The organism is Methanolobus chelungpuianus (assembly GCF_024500045.1).
Lineage (GTDB): Archaea > Halobacteriota > Methanosarcinia > Methanosarcinales > Methanosarcinaceae > Methanolobus > Methanolobus chelungpuianus.
Genome location: NZ_JTEO01000001.1, coordinates 1 through 17,659, shown reverse-complemented (window position 1 = coordinate 17,659; position 17,659 = coordinate 1). Strand labels below are relative to the sequence as shown.

Here is a 17,659-nt window from a genome sequence, read left to right as displayed (position 1 = left end):
CAATGAGTGAAAAAGATCCTGACAACAACAATCCCCCTGATGCTGAATACCATACATATCCTTACTCTTATGGAAGTACGACCGAAGAAGATGTGAGTGGCCCGATATCCCCGGAGAGCGATACAGGCAGCGCTTCGGAACACTCCGGCACAGGTGAAGTAACTCAGACACATGTACGGAATGGACAGAATAGCAATTCCGGCAAGCCCGATGAAAGAATGTACGGAGGGAGGGATTACGAGGATAGAGCCTCGCCGGAGGATCCTTATGGAGGCAGGACCCCGGTTAAGAGGAAAAGCCGCAGATGGCAATACATTGCCATTGTAGGTGTGCTCTTGCTGATCATCGGATCAAGCTTTGCCCTCATCTACCAGTCTTTCAGCGGTGAACTTTACTCATCAGGCGACAAGGTTGCAGTAATATATGTACAAGGGACGCTCCTCACGAGCAGTGTGCCCGGAGGCTTCGGTTACGCGACTTCGGAAGATATCAATGCCAACATCAGGAAAGCCACTAACGACAAAGCCGTGAAAGCCATAGTCCTGCGCATCAACAGCCCCGGCGGGTCCTCTACTGCAGGAGAGGAGATATACTCAGAGGTAAAGAGGGCCAGCGAGAGCGGAGTGCCCGTGGTGGTCTCCATGGGTGACGTCGCAGCCAGCGCGGCCTACCATATCTCAGCGCCTGCCGATCTCATCGTAGCCAACCCATCCACCATGACCGGAAGCATCGGCACGATATGGACCTTCCAGAACACTTCAGCCTACTATGAAAAGGAAGGGATCGATGTGTATGTTGCAAAATCCGGCGAGTTCAAGGATATGGGAGGTTCATGGCGCGGACTTTCTGACGATGAGAAAGAGTATGCCAACGAAGTCGTCATGGAAGTGTACGGACATTTCATAAGGGACGTTGCAGACAGCAGGCAGATGAGCCTTGAAGATGTAAAAGACCTTGCAGACGGAAGGATATACACCGGGCAGAAGGCAAAGGAACTGGGTCTTGTGGATGAACTGGGTAATCTCTATTATGCCATCAACAGGGCAGCCGAGCTTGGAGGCATTCAGGGCGAGCCGGTGGTGGTCTACATGAACAGGCCTACCCTTTCAAGCCTGCTCTTTGGCTCTGAATCGGATGCATCGGCAGTCGAACAGTTCCTGCATTACTACGAAGAGAGTCCCTACGGCCGGATAAGCTGAGAAGATATGCCTCTGAGCATTTCACTCCATCCTGCCGCAATCCTCATGCCTGAAACAGTCGGCCATGTGATCATTGACCATACCCACGGCCTGCATGAAGGCATAGACTATAGTTGGACCCACGAAGTTGAATCCCCTTTTTTTCAAGTCCTTGCTTACCTTTTCGGACAGTCCGGTCTTTGAAGGGATTTCCGCTGCGGATCTCCATGAGTTCTGTATCGGTTTGCTGTCCTTCAGGAACCCACGAAGGTAAGTGTCGAATGAACCGAACTCGTTCCTGACGCCGATGAAAGCCTTTGCATTGCTGACAGCGGAAAGTATCTTTTTCCTGTTCCTTATGATGCCTGTATCCTGAAGCAGTTCATATATCTTCGATCCGCCATAGCCTGCAACTATTTCGTAGTCAAAGTCATCAAAAGCCTTCCTGTAGCTCTCCCTTCTCCGGAGGATCGTATCCCAGCTAAGCCCCGCCTGGGCACCTTCGAGTATCAGGAACTCGAACAGCTTCCTGTCATCGTGTTCAGGCACACCCCACTCAGTATCATGATACTCCGTCTCGAGTTCATTCATTTCGGACCAGGCGCATCGCTTCATCATGAGTTCAGAAAAGTCATCAAACATATTATATCTTCTTCATTCTAATCCTGTTCAATGCATTCAGGGAATACGGGTAACAATGACCAAAGAGAATCCTTTTGACATACGTGCACAAGAGTATGACAGGTGGTACGAGGAACACCTTCCGGTCTATGAGTCCGAACTGGAAGCCATCAGAGGGTTGCTTCCCGCGGACATACCGGAAAGAAGCCTTGAAATAGGTGCAGGCACCGGGAGGTTCACATCTGCCCTGGGTATCAGTTATGCCCTGGACCCGTCGAGAAAGATGCTCGGGATGGCGGAAAAAAGCGGTGTGGACAGGATTCAGGGAGTGGCAGAGGAACTGCCCCTGAAAGGTTCATCCATGGAACTCGTATTGATGGTGGCATCACTTTGTTTTGCAGATGCTGAAAAGGCACTGCAGGAGATATATCGCGTACTTGCACCCGGCGGAGAGCTTATTATCGCATTTATCGAGCGTGACAGTCCCCTGGGGAAAGAATATAAGAAGAGGACATCAAAAAGCAGCTTTTACAGGAATGCTACTTTCCATTCTGCCGGGGAACTCACAGGCAGGCTTCATGAGCATGGATTCCATGGGCCTGTCATCAGGCAGACACTGTTCAAGCCCCTGCCCGAGATCAGAAGTGTGGAAGAGCCCGAGGAGGGTTTTGGAAAAGGTTCTTTTGTGGTCATAAGGACAACAAGTATAAAGAAGGAATCAAAAACCTTCTTTCAATAAAGGACATTAGGAAGGGGTATTATGAGTGGAGCGGGCAAAGATTTCATGGAGAGGACGAAGTTCCGGTACCTGGAAAGGTCGGACCAGGCAACGGGTCATCCACAGCCTCCTTTGCAGTCAGTCGGGAAAGGTGACCTGCCGGTATTGGAACTGCCGGACCCTGCAAAGATCACCGTTAAAGGAACCGACCTCAGAAAAGCTATTGAAAGAAGGACCAGTATAAGAAGCTATTCAAGGGAGCCTCTTTCCCTTGAGGAGTTGTCCTACCTGCTGTGGTGCACGCAGGGTGTCAAAGAGGTTGCAGGCGGGGCAGCGACCTTCAGGACAGTACCGTCGGCAGGTGCACGGCATGCGCTTGAGACGTACATTCTCGCCAATAATGTCAGCGGGCTGGAAAACGGACTTTACCACTTTCTGGCCATAGGCCACAGGCTGGAGAAAGTGAGTGATGACCCGCAGATAGCTGCAAGGATAAAAGCTGCCTGCCTGGACCAGGGGTTTGTGGTGACAAGTGCCGCCACTTTCATCTGGTCGGCTGTGGCCTACAGGATGAAATGGAGGTACGGTGAAAGGGGATACAGGTACATGCATCTCGATGCCGGTCACGTGTGCCAGAACCTCTACCTGAGCGCTGAGGCCATCGATTGCGGGGTATGCGCCATCGCAGCTTTCCAGGATGATGAGATCAACAGCGTATTGGGCATTGACGGCGAGGAGGAGTTTGTGATATACGTGGCAACGGTGGGTAAAAAGTGAGAGACAGGGATTCAGAAGAAAATAAAGCTGCAATAAAGGAACTCCTGCAAATTCCGCGTGGGGAAAATGACCGCAGGCGACCCGAAAAATTGAAATGGCGGAACTGGAAAGATGGATCACTTAGTGATGGTCCAGCTCTATCCCGAGGTAGTCCCTTATAATGGCGAAGGCCATTGCAGGAGGGAATGCTCCCACTTCCGTGATTATGAGGTCTATGTACTCTGCAGGAGTCACATCAAAACCCGGATTCTTTACTTTTACATTGGGCATCTCTTTCAGGAGCTTGGGATCGATCACCTCATCTGCGGAGCGGTCCTCTATCTCAACCATTTCCCCAAGCAGGGTCCTGGGACTGAACTTGTAGGTCTCTGCAGCAACTATCACGTTCTTGCGGGCTTCCTGTGCAGCGAGGGCCAGCTGGGAAGTGCCTATCTTGTTGATCAGGGCGCCATTAACGGATATGGAGTCCGCTCCCACGACCACAAGATCCACTTCTTTCATGGTGAGCCTCACAGCCGAATCCACTATCAGTGTGGTCGGAATACCGTGGTCGCTCAGTTCTTTGATCGTGATGAATCCCTGCCTGCGGGGCCTGGATTCAGTGGCGATCACCGATATCCTCTTACCCTGGTCAAAAGCGGTCTTGATAATGGACAGGGCGGCATGGGAATTACAGTGGGTAAGGATGACATCACCATCGCGTATCCTCTCGGCACCGATCCTTCCTATCTTGCCCAGTGCCTCGGTGGCATTCTTGATGAACCTGTCAGAACTGGCAACTATCTCGTCAATAGCTTCGGGTACTGTCAGAGAAGTGTGTTTTTTGGTCAGCATTACTGCATTTGGCAGGGAAACTGCTGTCGGGCGTGTGTTTACCAGTACCTTTGCAGCTTCTTCAATCTTGATGTTGAACTCCTCTATGTCCAGCGACCCCAGGGTCAGTGCATAGTTCCTCAATGCGGCAGAAGCTGCGACCGCTATCCTTCCTGCACCCCTTATTTCCATCGAGCGTATCTTCTCTGCTGTTGTAAGTAGATCGTCCATGAATATAAGTGGGAGTTAAACGATTTATATTTAGCCTGTGAGATACTTTTTATCGATGCAGTTATACAACTATTAACGGGGATGGAAGTGCCGGAAAGAATACCACCGTCTGATGACTCCGTTCTTATGCGCTGGATGAGGACTGAGGTAACCAGGATCAACGAGGGGATAGTTACAGAGCGCAAAAGCCTCTCCCAGTTGCTCATGGAAGAGAGACCTGCCTCGAGGACAAGAGCCGGGAAAGAATACCTTTTTGATGAGGAGACCCTTGGGCTTTTCGCGGAAAAGCTGCCCTACGCCCTTCATCATAAACTGAGGCTGCCTGTCATCTTCTTCTACAGCCCAAACGTGCCTGACAGTTGCTATCTCAACGATCCCGAGGCTTTCCATGCCCTGCAGATCCTAGGGGACTTCAGCGGAATGCGCAGGATGCAGCAGGGCAAGCTCTGGGTCGGGAGGGCCATTGCATATTCGATTATGAAAAAGTATCCTACGGCCGTGCAGATAGCTATGGCCTGAACAAATGCTACTTTGCCGGAATAAGGTTTGCAGGGAATAGGAGCAAATATCATACGGTACTATAATGTCCCGTTACTGTCAAGATTACTGAGGTAGAATTGTATGACCACCATCCAGTCCGTCAACCCCGCAACAGGCAAAGTCATCAGCGAAGTGGAAATGCATACTGAGGAGCAGGTGAGCAGGATGCTCAGAATATCTGCCGGGACTTTCAGTGAATGGAAAAGGACGGATGTTTCGGAGCGCAGCGAGCTTCTTCATAAAGTAGCAGAGATACTGCGCAGGAACAAGCAGCAATACGGGGAGCTAATCAGCACCGAGATGGGAAAGGTCATCAAGCAGGCTGTTCCCGAGGTCGCCAAATGCGCGGACATGTTCGATTATTTTGCCGATAATGCGGAGAAGATGCTGGAACCGGAGCCTGCAGAAGAAGGGGCATGCAATTCGTTCATTCACTATGAGCCAGTGGGGACCGTGCTTGCCATCAAGCCGTGGAACTTTCCCTTCTGGCAGGTACTCAGCGCGGCATCACATGTACTTGCAGGAGGGAACGTCATGCTGCTCAAGCATTCCAGTTACGTGCCTCTGTGTGCACTGGAGATAGAGAACATTTTTACAGAGGCAGGTTTCCCGGAAGGCATCTTCCAGACCCTGCTTATCGACGGAAGAACAGCTTCAGGCCTGATATCCAGAAATGAGGTCAAGGCAGTATCCTTTACCGGAGGACACGATGCCGGACAGAAGGTTGCCGAACTTGCCGCCCGCAACATGAAGAAGTTCGTGCTGGAGCTTGGCGGCAGTGATCCGTTCATAGTCCTTGACGATGCCAATGTGGAGATGGCCGCCAAGGTCGGCGTCCCGAGCCGCTTCATGAACACCGGCCAGACATGTATAGCAGCCAAGCGGTTCATTGTTGCTGAAGCCATAGCAGAGGAGTTCACGGAAAGGTTCGTGGAACTGACGGGAAAGCTCACTATCGGCGATCCCCTGGACCCGCAAACGGATATCGGGCCGATGGTCCGGGAAGAGCAGGTCCGGCTACTGGAAGACCAGGTACTGGATGCTGTATCCAAGGGTGCCAAGATCCTTGCCCAAGGCGGGAGGATGAAAAGTGAGGGTTACATGTACTCTCCAACTGTGCTCAGCCACGTAGGCAGGGACATGAGGGTAATGAGGGAGGAGACATTCGGGCCCGTGGCACCGATCATAAGCGTGAGGGATGAGACAGAAGCCATAGGGCTTGCGAACGATTCGGAGTTCGGGCTGGGCGCCAGCGTCTGGAGCCAGGACAGAGACAGGGCCATGAGAGTTGCCTCAGAGCTTGAGACCGGAATGGTGGGCATTAACTCGTTCTGCACTCCCCAGGCCTGCCTGCCTTTTGGCGGAGTGAAGAAAAGCGGCATGGGCAGGGAACTCTCAAGGCATGGATTCCTTGAGTTCATGAACATCAAGTCCGTGAAGATAATGTGAGATCTCACTCAAGCCGGGGTCCGGGACCTAAAACACTTTCCTCTCACCGCAACTGTAACAGTACCCCTTATGGACACAAACAGTGCCACCGCACCCGGAGCAGGTCCATTTTGATTTTTCATTTTCCAGGAAGGGCATGATACCGCAATCCCGAATATATTCCAGATTCTCTATCATCCTCATATGGTACTTTGTGCGGTATCTCTTATCCAGTGCTTTCAGTTTCTTACACGGGAATACTGCGCATTTAAAACAAAACTGGGGGCCTTCTTTCTGGAAAACATCACATGTCTTGATCTTGCACTTCCAGCGGGTGACAGGCTTATTGTCGTCAGGCCCCCTGCAGCCGGGGCATTTGTTCTTTTCCCGCAGGTATGCCACGCAGATGTTGCAGTTCATGCCGCAGGGAGCTATTAGTGAGGCATTGTCAGGGGATTTCACAATATCAAACCGTCATTTTTTATTTTGCAGTGCAACTCCCACGGTTATGGTCATCACTGGGATGATCAGATACCGTAACCCTATCTGGGTGAAATAATCCCCTACAGGCATCCCGAACATCGAGACCAATACAACCAGGTCCAGCAGCAGGTTGATAAAGAGCCAGGTAAGTCCCAGTGTGATTCCTTCCTTAAGATAGCCCGCACCTATCCCTTTGAAATATGAGATCAAAAGAAAAGCAGCAGTAACGGAACCGACCACTATCATGATAGATTTGAAAAGGGATATGTCGATTGTCAGTTCCCCTTCTCTTGTATAAAAGAGCAAGGAGGCTACAAACGGGACAAGCCATGAAAGGAAACCGTAAGCCACATTCTTGAGATATTTGTTTTGCATGATAGGTATTCAAAAATTGTTTCTATATAAAGAGTTGCGTTCTGGGCGGGAAGTGCTGATATAGACCGGCAATCGAAAGCATAACTGCAACCGTGTTTGAAGTCTTAGCAATTGTTTAATAAGTGTACTTGCTTTACTATAAATTAGCTGACAACAGCAAATAGCAAAACTGATACAACGAAGCCAGTAATCACGGGGGATCCTATGAAGAAGTTAATAATAATGTTTCTTCTGGCACTTGTCATTCTTGGTGCGGGATGCACAGAGAACAACAACGATGAGCCAGAGATCTCAGATGACGCCGTCATCACCCATCTGACCTATGGAGCTTTCACCTTGCCTGAGATGGCAGTTCAGGAGCTTATTGTCAACTCCACGGCTGTCAATCTGAGCTATTATAACTATGACAACGAACTGACAGCCAGGTACATCAAGCCAATAGACAGGCAGACACGCAACAATCTGATTGAGCTGTTCAGGGACAACGATTTCACAGGGATGGACGATCTCTATGAACCGCAGGAAGGACAGCCAATAGTTGCCGACACCGGAACCCTGGAAATAACAGTGGTTCAGGAAGGAATGAACAAGACCGTAAAGGTTGACCCGTATTTCGATGACTACATGCCTGCCGGTCTCAGGGAAATAAATGATGCCTTGGTCGATCTGAGAGGCTATGCCCTGTCAATCTCCGAGGATGAGGCAAAAGCAATTGCTGAGGAATGGGTCATGAGCGCACCCACATACAGCTTCGATGGTTCCGGCCTGGTTCTTGTGGACTACCAGTCAGGTGTGAACTATCCTGAGGAACACGTGCTCACCTACAACTTCACCAGCAGCCACGGCGGTTACGGTAACAGGACAGACCAGATGGTCACCCAGGTGATCACCAACCACACCATCGAAGTGATATTATACAACAGCAATGTCGTGTCCGCGATCATCGATGGCGTATGGGACGAAAGAGAACAGGTGATGCTGGAATATTTCAGGATGGAATCTGGCCGCGTGAACTGCACCGAGGCACCCTGGCAGCTCTGGTACGCAGAAGGCAACATAAATTTCATCAAAGAGCCTACCGAGGAGGAACTGGCAATAGCCTACTTCGGCGCAGTACACGGCATCGAGATATCGGACTTCATTGCCGAAGGTCCGGAGAATGGCATGTGTCGCTACAGCCTGACATCTAAGGCTGAGCATGTGCCTGCACTGGAACAGATGGGATGGCAGCGGGTGTAAGCCTCTAGCATCCCATACACTTTTTTAAGCCGGTGGGCAAACATTGACGTAACCACTTTTATATGCAATCAGGTCCAACTGAAATTGGGGGAGTAGTCAGGACCATTTACCGAAGGTCATTTCCCTCAAAGCAATTCATTGGGGGACGTTGATATGGAAAGCATCAGATCTGTTAATCCTGCCACAGGGGAGATTATCGGGGACTTTGAACTGGACACGGGATACATCGTGGAAGATAAGATAGGGTTATCTGTCAAAGATTTCAGGGACTGGAAAAGCACAACGCCTTTTGACAGGTCCATGTACCTTGATAATGTCGCAGGCATACTCAGGGAGAGAAAACAGGAATTGGCCGAGATAATCACCAGAGAGATGGGTAAACCTATAAGGGAATCCCTGGGAGAGATAGAGAAGTGCGCAGTGCTCAGCGAGTATTTTGCCCGTAACGTCGAAAGGTTCCTTGCGGCTGAGTTCGTGGATACTGATGCCGAAACCTCCGGTTTCCTGTACGAGCCCCTGGGGGTTATCCTTAATATAATGCCCTGGAACTTTCCCTTCTGGCAGGCAATGAGGACAGCCATCCCCGCAATTGCCGGAGGTAATGTGATATTGCTCAAGCATTCCAGTAACGTGCCCGGATGCGCCCTTGAGATAGAGAAGATATTCTGCGCAGCCGGGATAGCTCCCGGAGTATACCAGACCCTGCTTATAGGAGGAGAGATGGCTTCAGGCCTGATATCCAGGAACGAGGTCAGGGCAGTATCCTTTACCGGGAGTAACCCTGCCGGGCAAAAGGTGGCAGCTGAGGCAGGTCGCTACATGAAGAAGTATGTGATGGAGCTTGGTGGCAGTGACCCTTTTATCGTACTGCGGGATGCGGATGTGGAAAAAGCAGCCGAGGCTGCCGTAAAGTCCAGGTTCCGTAATGCCGGACAGAGTTGTACTGCAGCCAAGCGCTTCATTGTTGATGAAGCAATAGCTGAGGACTTCACGGAAGGGTTTGTAAGGAGGACAGAAAAACTCAAGATAGGCGACCCCATGGACCCTGCCACTCAGATGGGCCCCATGATAAGTGCAAAGCAGCGGGAGAAACTGCAGAAGCAGGTCGATGATACACTGAAGATGGGTGCCGATGTCCTGCTTGAGGGGGGAGCCACGGAAGGGGACGGGTTCTTTTATATGCCAACAATACTCAGTCACGTAAAGGAAAATGCCCCTGTGCTCACTGAGGAAACCTTCGGGCCTGTGGCTCCCATAATAAAGTTCAGTGAAGAGAGGGAGGCCGTCAGGCTGGCCAACAGTACAAGGTTCGGGCTTGGTGCAAGTATCTGGACCGAGGACAGGGACAGGGCCATGGACCTGATAAGGAACATACAGGCTGGCGTCATTGCCATCAACCACATGGTAACATCAGACCCTGCCCTGCCCTTTGGAGGCTACAAGGAAAGCGGCATCGGCAGGGAGCTGTATCGTGTAGGCATGCAGGAGTTCATGCAGATCAAGTCCTTGAAAATATACTAAGGCGTGTGAAAAATGAAGGGTAGCGACCTTTTCGTGAAATGCCTTGAGAATGAAGGCGTAGAATATATATTCGGGGTTCCCGGGGAGGAGACTGTCGACCTGATGGATTCCCTTTCACGGTCCGGTATAAAGTTCATTGTCACCAGACATGAACAGGGTGCCGCCTTCATGGCGGATATGTACGGAAGGATGACACACAGACCCGGAGTCTGCCTTGCGACCCTGGGACCGGGTGCTGCGAACCTGATTACAGGGGTTGCCGATGCCCAGTTAGATAAAGCACCCCTGGTAGCCGTCACCGGACAGGCGGGGCTTGAGAAGACACACAAGGAATCGCACCAATACATTGACATGGTTGCCATGTTCAGGCAGGTCACAGCCTGGAACTCCAGGATCACAAGACCCGATTTCATACCCGAGATCATTCACAAGGCCTTTGATATCGCTATTGACAGGCCCGGATCGGTGCATATAGAACTTCCGGAGGACATTGCTACAGAAGACAGCAAAAAGGAGCCTCTCTTCAAAAGAGGTCGTCCTCACATGACGATGTATGACGAGCAGGATCTTAAAAAAGCTGCTGAAATGATCAGGGAGAGCTCAATGCCCCTTATACTTGCAGGGAACGGCGTCTTCAGGGGAGAAGCTGCCAGCGAACTTCGGAAATTTGTCACATTCTCCGGCCTGCCTGTTGTCACCACATTCATGGGCAAGGGAGCGATACCGGCAGACGACGAGCATTACCTTGGCTCAATGGGAATCAAGGACAGGGACCACGTAATGTGCGGCATGGAGATGGCCGATCTTGTGATAACTGTGGGTTACGATTATGTGGAATACAGTCCTCGTTCCTGGAATCCTGACGGTTCGAAGAGGATAATCCATATACACTCCGACCATCCCGAGACAGACGAGAGCTATATCCCGGATATCATACTGCCCGGAAACATCAGGCAGGCACTGTCAGGACTGAACGAGCAGTGTGATTTCAAGAAGGAAATGCCTGAAAGGTTCAGCAAGGTGCGCTCAAGGATGATGGCGGAGCTTGAGGATTTCAAAAATGATGCATCTTTCCCGATGAAACCCCAGAAGGTGATCTATGATATCAGGGAATGCCTCTCAAGGAACGATATACTTGTAAGCGACGTGGGTGCTCACAAGTTATGGATCGGAAGGCTTTTCCCTGCGTACGAGGCAAACACTGTCTTTATCTCCAACGGCCTTGCCTCAATGGGATTTGCACTCCCTGCGGCCACACTTGCAAGTTTCCTGAAACCCGAACGCAGGGTTGTCGCAGTTGCAGGGGATGGTGGATTCCTGATGAACGTGCAGGAGCTGGAGACCGCTGTCAGGCTCGGATGCAGCCTTGCAATGGTCATATTCAATGATTCCAGGTATGGGCTCATAGAATGGCATGAGAAAAGGAAGTTTGACCAGAGTACAGGCACTGATTTCACAAATCCTGATTTTGTGAGGCTTGCAGATAGTTTCGGAGCAAAGGGGGTAAGGATAGAGAATGCAGAAGAGTTCAGGCCCAGATTAAAGGAGGCTCTTAATGCGGGCGGGGTCTGGATATTTGATGTGAGGGTTGATTACTCGGAAAACTTCAGGCTCACGGAGAAACTGAGCAGTAATGTCTGCGAACTCTGATGGCCTGTGTGAAGGTTTTTAAATCTATTCTGCCTATGGGCAGGTATGCGCTCCCGGGCCATTGCAACTGGTAAGGAAATTCTAAAGCACTATCAGGTTATCGGGGATATTGCCATCGTATCCGTTCCGCAGGAAATGGAGGACTGCAAGCCAGGGATCGCCGATGCCGTCATGGACAGGTCGCATAAGGTAAGGACAGTGCTTAACAAGGTCTCAAAGGTCGAGGGCAACAGGAGAGTTGCCGATTTTGAGATTCTTGCAGGTGACAGTACTGAGACCTTGCACCGGGAGTTTGGATTTGCCTACCGGCTGGACCTGAGGAAAGCTTTTTTCAATGCTGGCCTGGGATCTGAAAGAATGAGGGTGGCGTCGCAGGTACAGCCTGGAGAGCACGTCCTTGTCCCGTTCTCCGGTGTCGGGCCCTTTGCTATACCTGCAGCTTCCGCGGGGGCAGATGTAGTTGCACTGGAAATGAACTTCGATGCCTGCAAATGGCTTGCCGGGAACTGCAGGCTGAATAAGGTCGAAGAGAGTGTCCATATCATAAACGCCGATGCCGGCTGCATGAGCCGGCTTCTGCGATGTCGCTTCGACAGGGCGATAGTCCCCACGCCCTACGGGATGGACCATTTCCTCGAGACCGTATATCCGCTGATTGAAACAGGAGGTCATATTCATTTCTATACCTTCAAGATGAAGGAGCAGATCCCCGGACTGGTCGGGATGTACGAGGAACTGGGGCTTGATGTGTTATCCTATCGCAGGTGCGGGAACGTGGCACCAGGGGTCAGCAGGTGGGTTTTCGATCTCAGGAAAGAATAGCAGGGAATAAGTAAGGAATAAAAAGAGAAAGACAGGCAGCCCTGATCACATGGATTCAGGAGCGCCTATTCCAAGTGTGTCGAGTGTGTTTGCAAGCACTATCCTTGCGCAATCCACAAGTGCAAGCCTGCTTGCCCTTATGTCGTCCTCCTCGGCAGTGAGTACGGGTACGAACCTGTAGAACTGGTTGAAGGAGTCTGCCAGTTCCCGGGCATAGATGGCCATGGCGTTTGGCTTGAGCTCCCTTGCAGAGGTTTCCAGCACGCTGTCAAAGGAGGCCATCTTCTTGATAAGGTCCACTTCGCTTAGCTCGACCAGTAAGGAAGGGTCTATTGGGACTGCTGGGTCCCAGAGGCCGTCCTCTCCGGCTTTCTTGAGGATGCTGCATGCACGCGCATGGGAGTACTGTATGTATGGGCCCCCCTGCTTCTCGAAGTCCAGGGCCTCCTCCCAGTCGAAAACCGTGGATTTCTCAGGGGAGACTTTTACAATATCGTACCTGACAGCACCTATTCCCACGGTCCTTGCAACGTCCTTCTTGAACTCCTCGGACATTTCCGGGCGGCGCTTATCAACTTCAACGTAAGCCTGCTTCTCTATCTGGTCCAGCAGGTCGTCGGCGGAAATGAACTTGCCCCTGCGTGTGCTCATGGAGCCTTCGGGGAGCGATACGAATTCGAATATTACAACTTCGGGCTCGGGTTTGCCGAGCAGCCTCAGGGTTGCCTTGAGCTGTCCGGATATGAGCTTGTGGTCGGCTCCCAGCACATCTATCATCCTGTCAGCCCTTTCGCTCTTCCATTCATGATAAGCCAGATCGCGGGTCGTGTAAAGGGATGTGCCGTCGGTACGCTGTATGACCAGGGTCTTTTCAAAACCGTAATCCGACAGGTCAACTACGAGTGCCCCATTATCGATCTCGGTCTTGCCTGTGGCCCTGGCTTCGTCTATTATCCTAGAAACTGCACCCGAGCGGATAAAACCGGACTCATGCGGGAAACTGTCGTGCTGCACGTTCATGCGGAGCAGGGTTTCCTTGATACCTGCTATGGCCAGGGAGACAGCTTCATCAAAGCCCTTGATGGTTTTCTCATCACCCTTTTCCACAAGCTGCATTAGCCTGTCGATCTCAGCCACCTTGGCCGGGTCTGCATTCAGGTCAACGTTGGCCTTGATGTACACGTCAGCAATAGCATGGTCAGGCTTTCTGGTCCTGTCGAACTCGAAGCGGGAGAGCGCCCATGATACGATGGCTATCTGGCGGCCCATATCGTTGACATAGTACTGGGTCTCCACATCGTATCCCGCACGCCTGAGCACTCTTTTGAGAGTGTCACCGATGATGGAATTGCGTATGTGGCCCACGTGCAGAGGGCCGTTAGGGTTTGCAGACGTATGCTCCAGCAGTATGCGTCCATTGCAGAAACCTCCCCCGAACTCTGATGTCTCGGTCCTTATCCTGAACACAGTATCATCGACATAATCGCGTGATGCGTCTATATTGATGTAAGGACCTACTGCAGTGACCTTTCCGATAAGGGAGCCGTCGGGAAGGAAAACTGCATCTGCTATTCTTTGTGCAAGGTCCTTGGGACTCTGCTTTGCCTGGGAAGCAAGCCTGAAGGCAACCTTTGAGGCTATATCGGCATGCTGGGACGACTCCAGCCCGAGATCATCCGCCTGCAGGCCCATGGATGCAAGAGCATCCGTAAGAACTGAAGTAACCTGTTTTTTGAACTCAAGGAACAAAATAACACCTCAATATAAGATCAAACGCCTGTGTTGAACCTCAGGATAGCCACAATGCCACCGAATGCGTTGAACAGCTGGGAACCCTCATCAAAATCAGTGGAGATGAATTCCACATTGGTGGCCATCTGGTCTGCAAGCTCGGATAGTTCGTCCACAATATCCGCCCTCTCGACAACTTCAAGGGTGGTACCGCATACAGGGCATTGTCCTCCGGCTTCGGTCTGCTCTCCTGGCTTGAAATCCTTGGTGATCTTGTTCTCGTAGTCTCCTGTGGGACAGCGCAGGGTGATCCTTTCGGCCCTGAGACCCTCTGATATCATCAGCACCTCCACGGCACCGATGCTGAGATTATGACGCACCTGGGCCTCACCATATGCGGCTTTTCCTGAGTCCGACACAAGCTCCCTGAGGAAACGCTGCATGAGCTTCTTCTCCACCATCAGGTCAAGGTCGGAAAGCCTCTCACTGGCTGCATTGACAAGCTCCGAGAGACCTGACTCGTCAGTGTAGGCGATATCGAACATGCCGAGGATCTTCTTCTGGATCTCGTGATGGAAGAACTCACCGGCCTCGAACTCCTCTTTTGTGGGGGAGGGACCGCCTATGAGCACGCCTTCAAAATCCTTATGGTTCACTGCCATAAATACCTCGCTGGCAGCATCGCCTATGCGCTTGTAGAACTCATGGATGGCAATAAGCCTCAGTTGCTGGAACCTGTGGGCACTCTGACCTCCCTTCCTCTGCTTTCCGGGAACTGCAGATGTAAGATGCCTGTAGGCCTCTATGTGCTTACCCACCAGCAGGCCGACCGTGGCCTCCCTCCTGTCAAGTACCAGCAGGCCGTATGTCTTGGCATCCCTCAGCATCTCCTCGAGAGGTTCAAGGTAGAATGAGGAATCACAATGGTACCTGTAGGTGATGATAGGCTGGGGCGGTTCAACGATGGTGGTCTCCATATTGGTCTTGTTGGCACCTATGTCCACAGCACCAGTGAAAAATACAATACCGTTCTCCGGAACCTCTACGTACCTGAGCCTTGAGAGCAGGGAATCCAGGGCACCCTGGACATTGTCCCTTGTGACCTTTGACTTGATGTTGGCTGCCTGGCCGTGTTCTGTCCTGAGCTGGGAGGTGATATCGGATATTTGCTTGTTGGGAGGAATATAGAGAGATATCAGCTCGGTACCGCGGCCCTTCTTGGTGCGCAGCTCCTCAAGCTTCTTTTTGAATTCATATTTAGAATGAGCAGATTGTTCTGACATATTGGAAATACTCCGAAATTAAACTGCATTTAAGATGCTTTCATATCTTCGATTAGATTGAGGTGCATATGTACACCTAACTATAAATATAGATTGTGACAGGATATTGAAAATATTGCGATATTCAGTATCATAACATAGGTTCATGCCAGATGTGATACCGTGCCGTCCTTAGACAGCAGCACGACCCGGCTTATCTCAACATCGTCAGCGATCCTGTATCCAAGCAGGGCGGCAAGCCTGTCCGAGAACTCAAGCACTTCATCATGTGAAGGCATAGCTTCCCGGGGGAGTCTCTTCCTTGAGAAACCCAGGTGCATGTAAGCTTTGACCTCGATATAATCAGGCTCAGCTTTGCGTATCAGCTCTGCGTAACCCTCGGGATCGAACATGTTGACATCCTTTATGAGAGTTATGCGTATAACGGTCCTGGTGTTCTTTTCTTTCAGTACCTCCAGGGAGCGCCCTATGCGTTCCCAGAGGTCTGCCGATCTGGGACCGCACACCTTCTCATAGGTCTCCCTGTCGGGTGCATCAAGACTCATGTAAAGCTGGGAAGGATTTATGCGTTCCATCATTTTAGGGTTGGTCCCGTTACTCACAACAAAAGTGGTGAAACCCTGATTCGTGAACTCATCGATGAGTTCAGGGAGATATGGGAAAAGAGTAGGCTCTCCTGAAAGTGATACTGCTACATGCCTGGGCTCGTTGCCCTCCAGCCAGCGCTCTTTCGGGGCAGAACCTCCAAAGCCTGAGATGAGCTTTCTCTGGGACTCGATACAAGACCCCACTATTTCCACTGGAGAGTCCCATTCCACGGGAGTCGCCACGTCGATCTCAGTGGGTCTCCAGCAGTGCAGGCATCTCTGGTTGCACATGAGCGTCGGTGTCATCTGGAGGCACCTGTGAGATTCTATGCCATAAAAAGTGTTCTTGTAGCATGCACCCTCATCCTGCATGGACCTGCGAAGCCAGAGGCAGGTCTTGACGGCGGAGTGCCTGCCTGCAAGGCTGTAACCCTGCTTTCTCAGCAGGCTGTTGAAATCGGTTATATCCTCAGTCTTTTCTCTTCTTCTCGACATTTGAGCTGTAGTTGATATTCAGGATATATATAATGTATGGAAAAGTTCCACTGGAAAGAATGTACAATCAGTAAAAGGAAAAAGAGGCAGTACTTTCTAAACAAAAAGTATATCATAGGCCTGGAACTACCTTCTGATATGAGTTTCCTGCGCAAGATATATGATGGATCCCTGGAAAAAAGAAAGGCCAGCAACATCGAAAAGGATGCTGTCGAGGCTTACAGCAAAGGGCATGTGTATGTAAAACTGGGCTACTACGAGCAGGCAATTGACTCTTACATAAAGGCCGAGGAGCTTTGGAATTCTTTAGGGGACCTCCTTTCTGCACGGGAAATGGAAGAAGAAGCCTCAGAAGCATATGTACGTGCCGTAGAAACCTGGTTTGACAGGAGTTTTGTACTTTATAAGACAGGTAGATGTGAAGAGGCATTGCAACTTATTGACAGTACTCTCGAAAGACAAGCGAACAACCCGGAAATATTCTGCAGCAAAGCGCTGATCCTCTTTGAGAAAGGGGATTATGAGAATGCGCTCAAGTGCCTTGATGACGCCCTGAACCTGGATGCCGGGGACTCTGGTGCCTGGTGCTATAAGGGGAATGTCTTGTGCAAGGTGGACAGATACGATGAGGCACTGGAAGCTTATGATAGGTCCATCCATCTATCAAATCCCCTGGAGTTCAGGTTCCCTCGCTTTGCATGGATATCGAGAAGCCCCTCATCGCAGATCAAATCAGATTCGGCACAGGCCTGGTATTGCAAAGGTATAGCCCTTTTTGAGCTTGAAAGATATGAAGAAGCACGTGACGCGTTTGGAAATTCACTACAGATAGAACCAGGCTTTGAGGAAGCAAAGAAGCTATGGTCACTTTGCTCTAAAAAAGCATAAACAGGACATAGCTGAACTGTATGGGACTGAGGAACTGCTAAGGACTCTGCAAAAATTAATTAAAAGCTATTAAAGGGCAATCAAAGATGGTGATGTGCCACCTTTAATTGCCCTGTCCTTTTTCTCTCGTGTAATTAATCAGTATTTGTGGCCCTTTGCCATCTCCACCATCGCCCTGAGGTTCTCGGTAGGTGTCTTGCTGACAATACCGCATCCCGGTGCAAGAAGTCCTACGCCTGCATCCAGCACTTTCTGTGATGCTTCCTTTACCACTTCGGG

At 50.8% G+C, this 17,659-nt stretch carries 18 protein-coding genes; 10 read left to right on the top strand and 8 right to left on the bottom strand.

Translation table 11 applies throughout. From position 1 onward, the window contains the following. Nucleotides 1-2 precede the first annotated feature (2 nt). Entirely contained in the window at nucleotides 3-1,199 is a 1,197-nt protein-coding gene (gene sppA, locus PV02_RS00090) for a signal peptide peptidase SppA (RefSeq protein ID WP_256621252.1), read from the top strand. A gap of 21 nt (nucleotides 1,200-1,220) precedes the next feature. Here sppA and PV02_RS00085 read toward each other — a convergent pair whose 3' ends face one another. Then, nucleotides 1,221-1,820: a DNA-3-methyladenine glycosylase I gene (locus PV02_RS00085; protein ID WP_256621251.1), complete on the bottom strand. Its 600-nt coding sequence runs from the start codon at nucleotides 1,818-1,820 to the stop codon at nucleotides 1,221-1,223. 55 nt (nucleotides 1,821-1,875) lie between these two features. Here PV02_RS00085 and PV02_RS00080 point away from each other — a divergent pair, with 55 nt between their 5' ends. Continuing rightward, nucleotides 1,876-2,538 (top strand): class I SAM-dependent methyltransferase, encoded by a 663-nt coding sequence (locus tag PV02_RS00080; RefSeq protein WP_256621250.1) that lies wholly within the window; start codon nucleotides 1,876-1,878, stop codon nucleotides 2,536-2,538. Nucleotides 2,539-2,559: 21 nt separating this feature from the next. Next, nucleotides 2,560-3,294, top strand: a complete 735-nt coding sequence (locus tag PV02_RS00075) for a SagB/ThcOx family dehydrogenase (protein ID WP_256621249.1) — start codon at nucleotides 2,560-2,562, stop codon at nucleotides 3,292-3,294. Nucleotides 3,295-3,414: 120 nt separating this feature from the next. On the opposite strand, the gene PV02_RS00070 is transcribed toward PV02_RS00075, so the two are convergent. Next, nucleotides 3,415-4,338, bottom strand: coding sequence for a ribose 1,5-bisphosphate isomerase (locus PV02_RS00070; RefSeq protein ID WP_256621248.1), 924 nt, complete (start codon nucleotides 4,336-4,338; stop codon nucleotides 3,415-3,417). 81 nt (nucleotides 4,339-4,419) lie between these two features. Between PV02_RS00070 and PV02_RS00065 the strand changes: the two genes are divergently transcribed. Beyond that, entirely contained in the window at nucleotides 4,420-4,857 is a 438-nt protein-coding gene (locus PV02_RS00065) for a DUF61 family protein (RefSeq protein WP_256621246.1), read from the top strand. Nucleotides 4,858-4,959: 102 nt separating this feature from the next. Further along, nucleotides 4,960-6,327, top strand: coding sequence for an NAD-dependent succinate-semialdehyde dehydrogenase (locus PV02_RS00060; RefSeq protein WP_256621244.1), 1,368 nt, complete (start codon nucleotides 4,960-4,962; stop codon nucleotides 6,325-6,327). A gap of 27 nt (nucleotides 6,328-6,354) precedes the next feature. Here the strand turns inward: PV02_RS00060 and PV02_RS00055 are convergent, their stop codons facing one another. Together PV02_RS00055 and PV02_RS00050 are read right to left on the bottom strand one after the other, a co-directional pair. Next, nucleotides 6,355-6,768, bottom strand: a complete 414-nt coding sequence (locus PV02_RS00055; protein WP_256621242.1) for a DUF3795 domain-containing protein — start codon at nucleotides 6,766-6,768, stop codon at nucleotides 6,355-6,357. A gap of 12 nt (nucleotides 6,769-6,780) precedes the next feature. Then, nucleotides 6,781-7,164 (bottom strand): hypothetical protein, encoded by a 384-nt coding sequence (locus PV02_RS00050; protein WP_256621241.1) that lies wholly within the window; start codon nucleotides 7,162-7,164, stop codon nucleotides 6,781-6,783. 204 nt (nucleotides 7,165-7,368) lie between these two features. Between PV02_RS00050 and PV02_RS00045 the strand changes: the two genes are divergently transcribed. The 4 genes from PV02_RS00045 (at nucleotide 7,369) to PV02_RS00030 (ending at nucleotide 12,396) form a co-directional block, all read left to right on the top strand. Continuing rightward, entirely contained in the window at nucleotides 7,369-8,403 is a 1,035-nt protein-coding gene (locus tag PV02_RS00045; protein WP_256621239.1) for a hypothetical protein, read from the top strand. Nucleotides 8,404-8,556: 153 nt separating this feature from the next. Continuing rightward, nucleotides 8,557-9,924: an NAD-dependent succinate-semialdehyde dehydrogenase gene (locus PV02_RS00040; protein WP_256621238.1), complete on the top strand. Its 1,368-nt coding sequence runs from the start codon at nucleotides 8,557-8,559 to the stop codon at nucleotides 9,922-9,924. Nucleotides 9,925-9,936: 12 nt separating this feature from the next. Further along, complete coding sequence (locus PV02_RS00035) at nucleotides 9,937-11,574, top strand: acetolactate synthase large subunit (protein ID WP_256621237.1); 1,638 nt, start codon at nucleotides 9,937-9,939, stop codon at nucleotides 11,572-11,574. A gap of 45 nt (nucleotides 11,575-11,619) precedes the next feature. After that, entirely contained in the window at nucleotides 11,620-12,396 is a 777-nt protein-coding gene (locus PV02_RS00030) for a class I SAM-dependent methyltransferase (RefSeq protein ID WP_256621236.1), read from the top strand. 45 nt (nucleotides 12,397-12,441) lie between these two features. On the opposite strand, the gene argS is transcribed toward PV02_RS00030, so the two are convergent. The 3 genes from argS to twy1 form a co-directional block, all read right to left on the bottom strand. Further along, nucleotides 12,442-14,145 carry an arginine--tRNA ligase gene (argS, locus tag PV02_RS00025; RefSeq protein ID WP_256621233.1) on the bottom strand — a complete coding sequence of 568 codons (1,704 nt, stop codon included), beginning with the start codon at nucleotides 14,143-14,145 and terminating at the stop codon, nucleotides 12,442-12,444. A gap of 20 nt (nucleotides 14,146-14,165) precedes the next feature. Continuing rightward, on the bottom strand, nucleotides 14,166-15,410 hold the full coding sequence (gene prf1, locus PV02_RS00020; protein WP_256621232.1) for a peptide chain release factor aRF-1: 1,245 nt from the start codon (nucleotides 15,408-15,410) through the stop codon (nucleotides 14,166-14,168). 143 nt (nucleotides 15,411-15,553) lie between these two features. Next, nucleotides 15,554-16,492, bottom strand: a complete 939-nt coding sequence (gene twy1 / locus PV02_RS00015) for a 4-demethylwyosine synthase TYW1 (RefSeq protein ID WP_256621231.1) — start codon at nucleotides 16,490-16,492, stop codon at nucleotides 15,554-15,556. 138 nt (nucleotides 16,493-16,630) lie between these two features. Between twy1 and PV02_RS00010 the strand changes: the two genes are divergently transcribed. Next, the gene (locus PV02_RS00010) at nucleotides 16,631-17,380 is read left to right on the top strand and encodes a tetratricopeptide repeat protein (protein ID WP_256621230.1); all 750 of its coding nucleotides are present in this window, start codon (nucleotides 16,631-16,633) and stop codon (nucleotides 17,378-17,380) included. 138 nt (nucleotides 17,381-17,518) lie between these two features. On the opposite strand, the gene PV02_RS00005 is transcribed toward PV02_RS00010, so the two are convergent. After that, nucleotides 17,519-17,659: uroporphyrinogen decarboxylase family protein (locus tag PV02_RS00005; RefSeq protein WP_305891092.1), on the bottom strand; the 141-nt coding region annotated here is incomplete at its 5' end.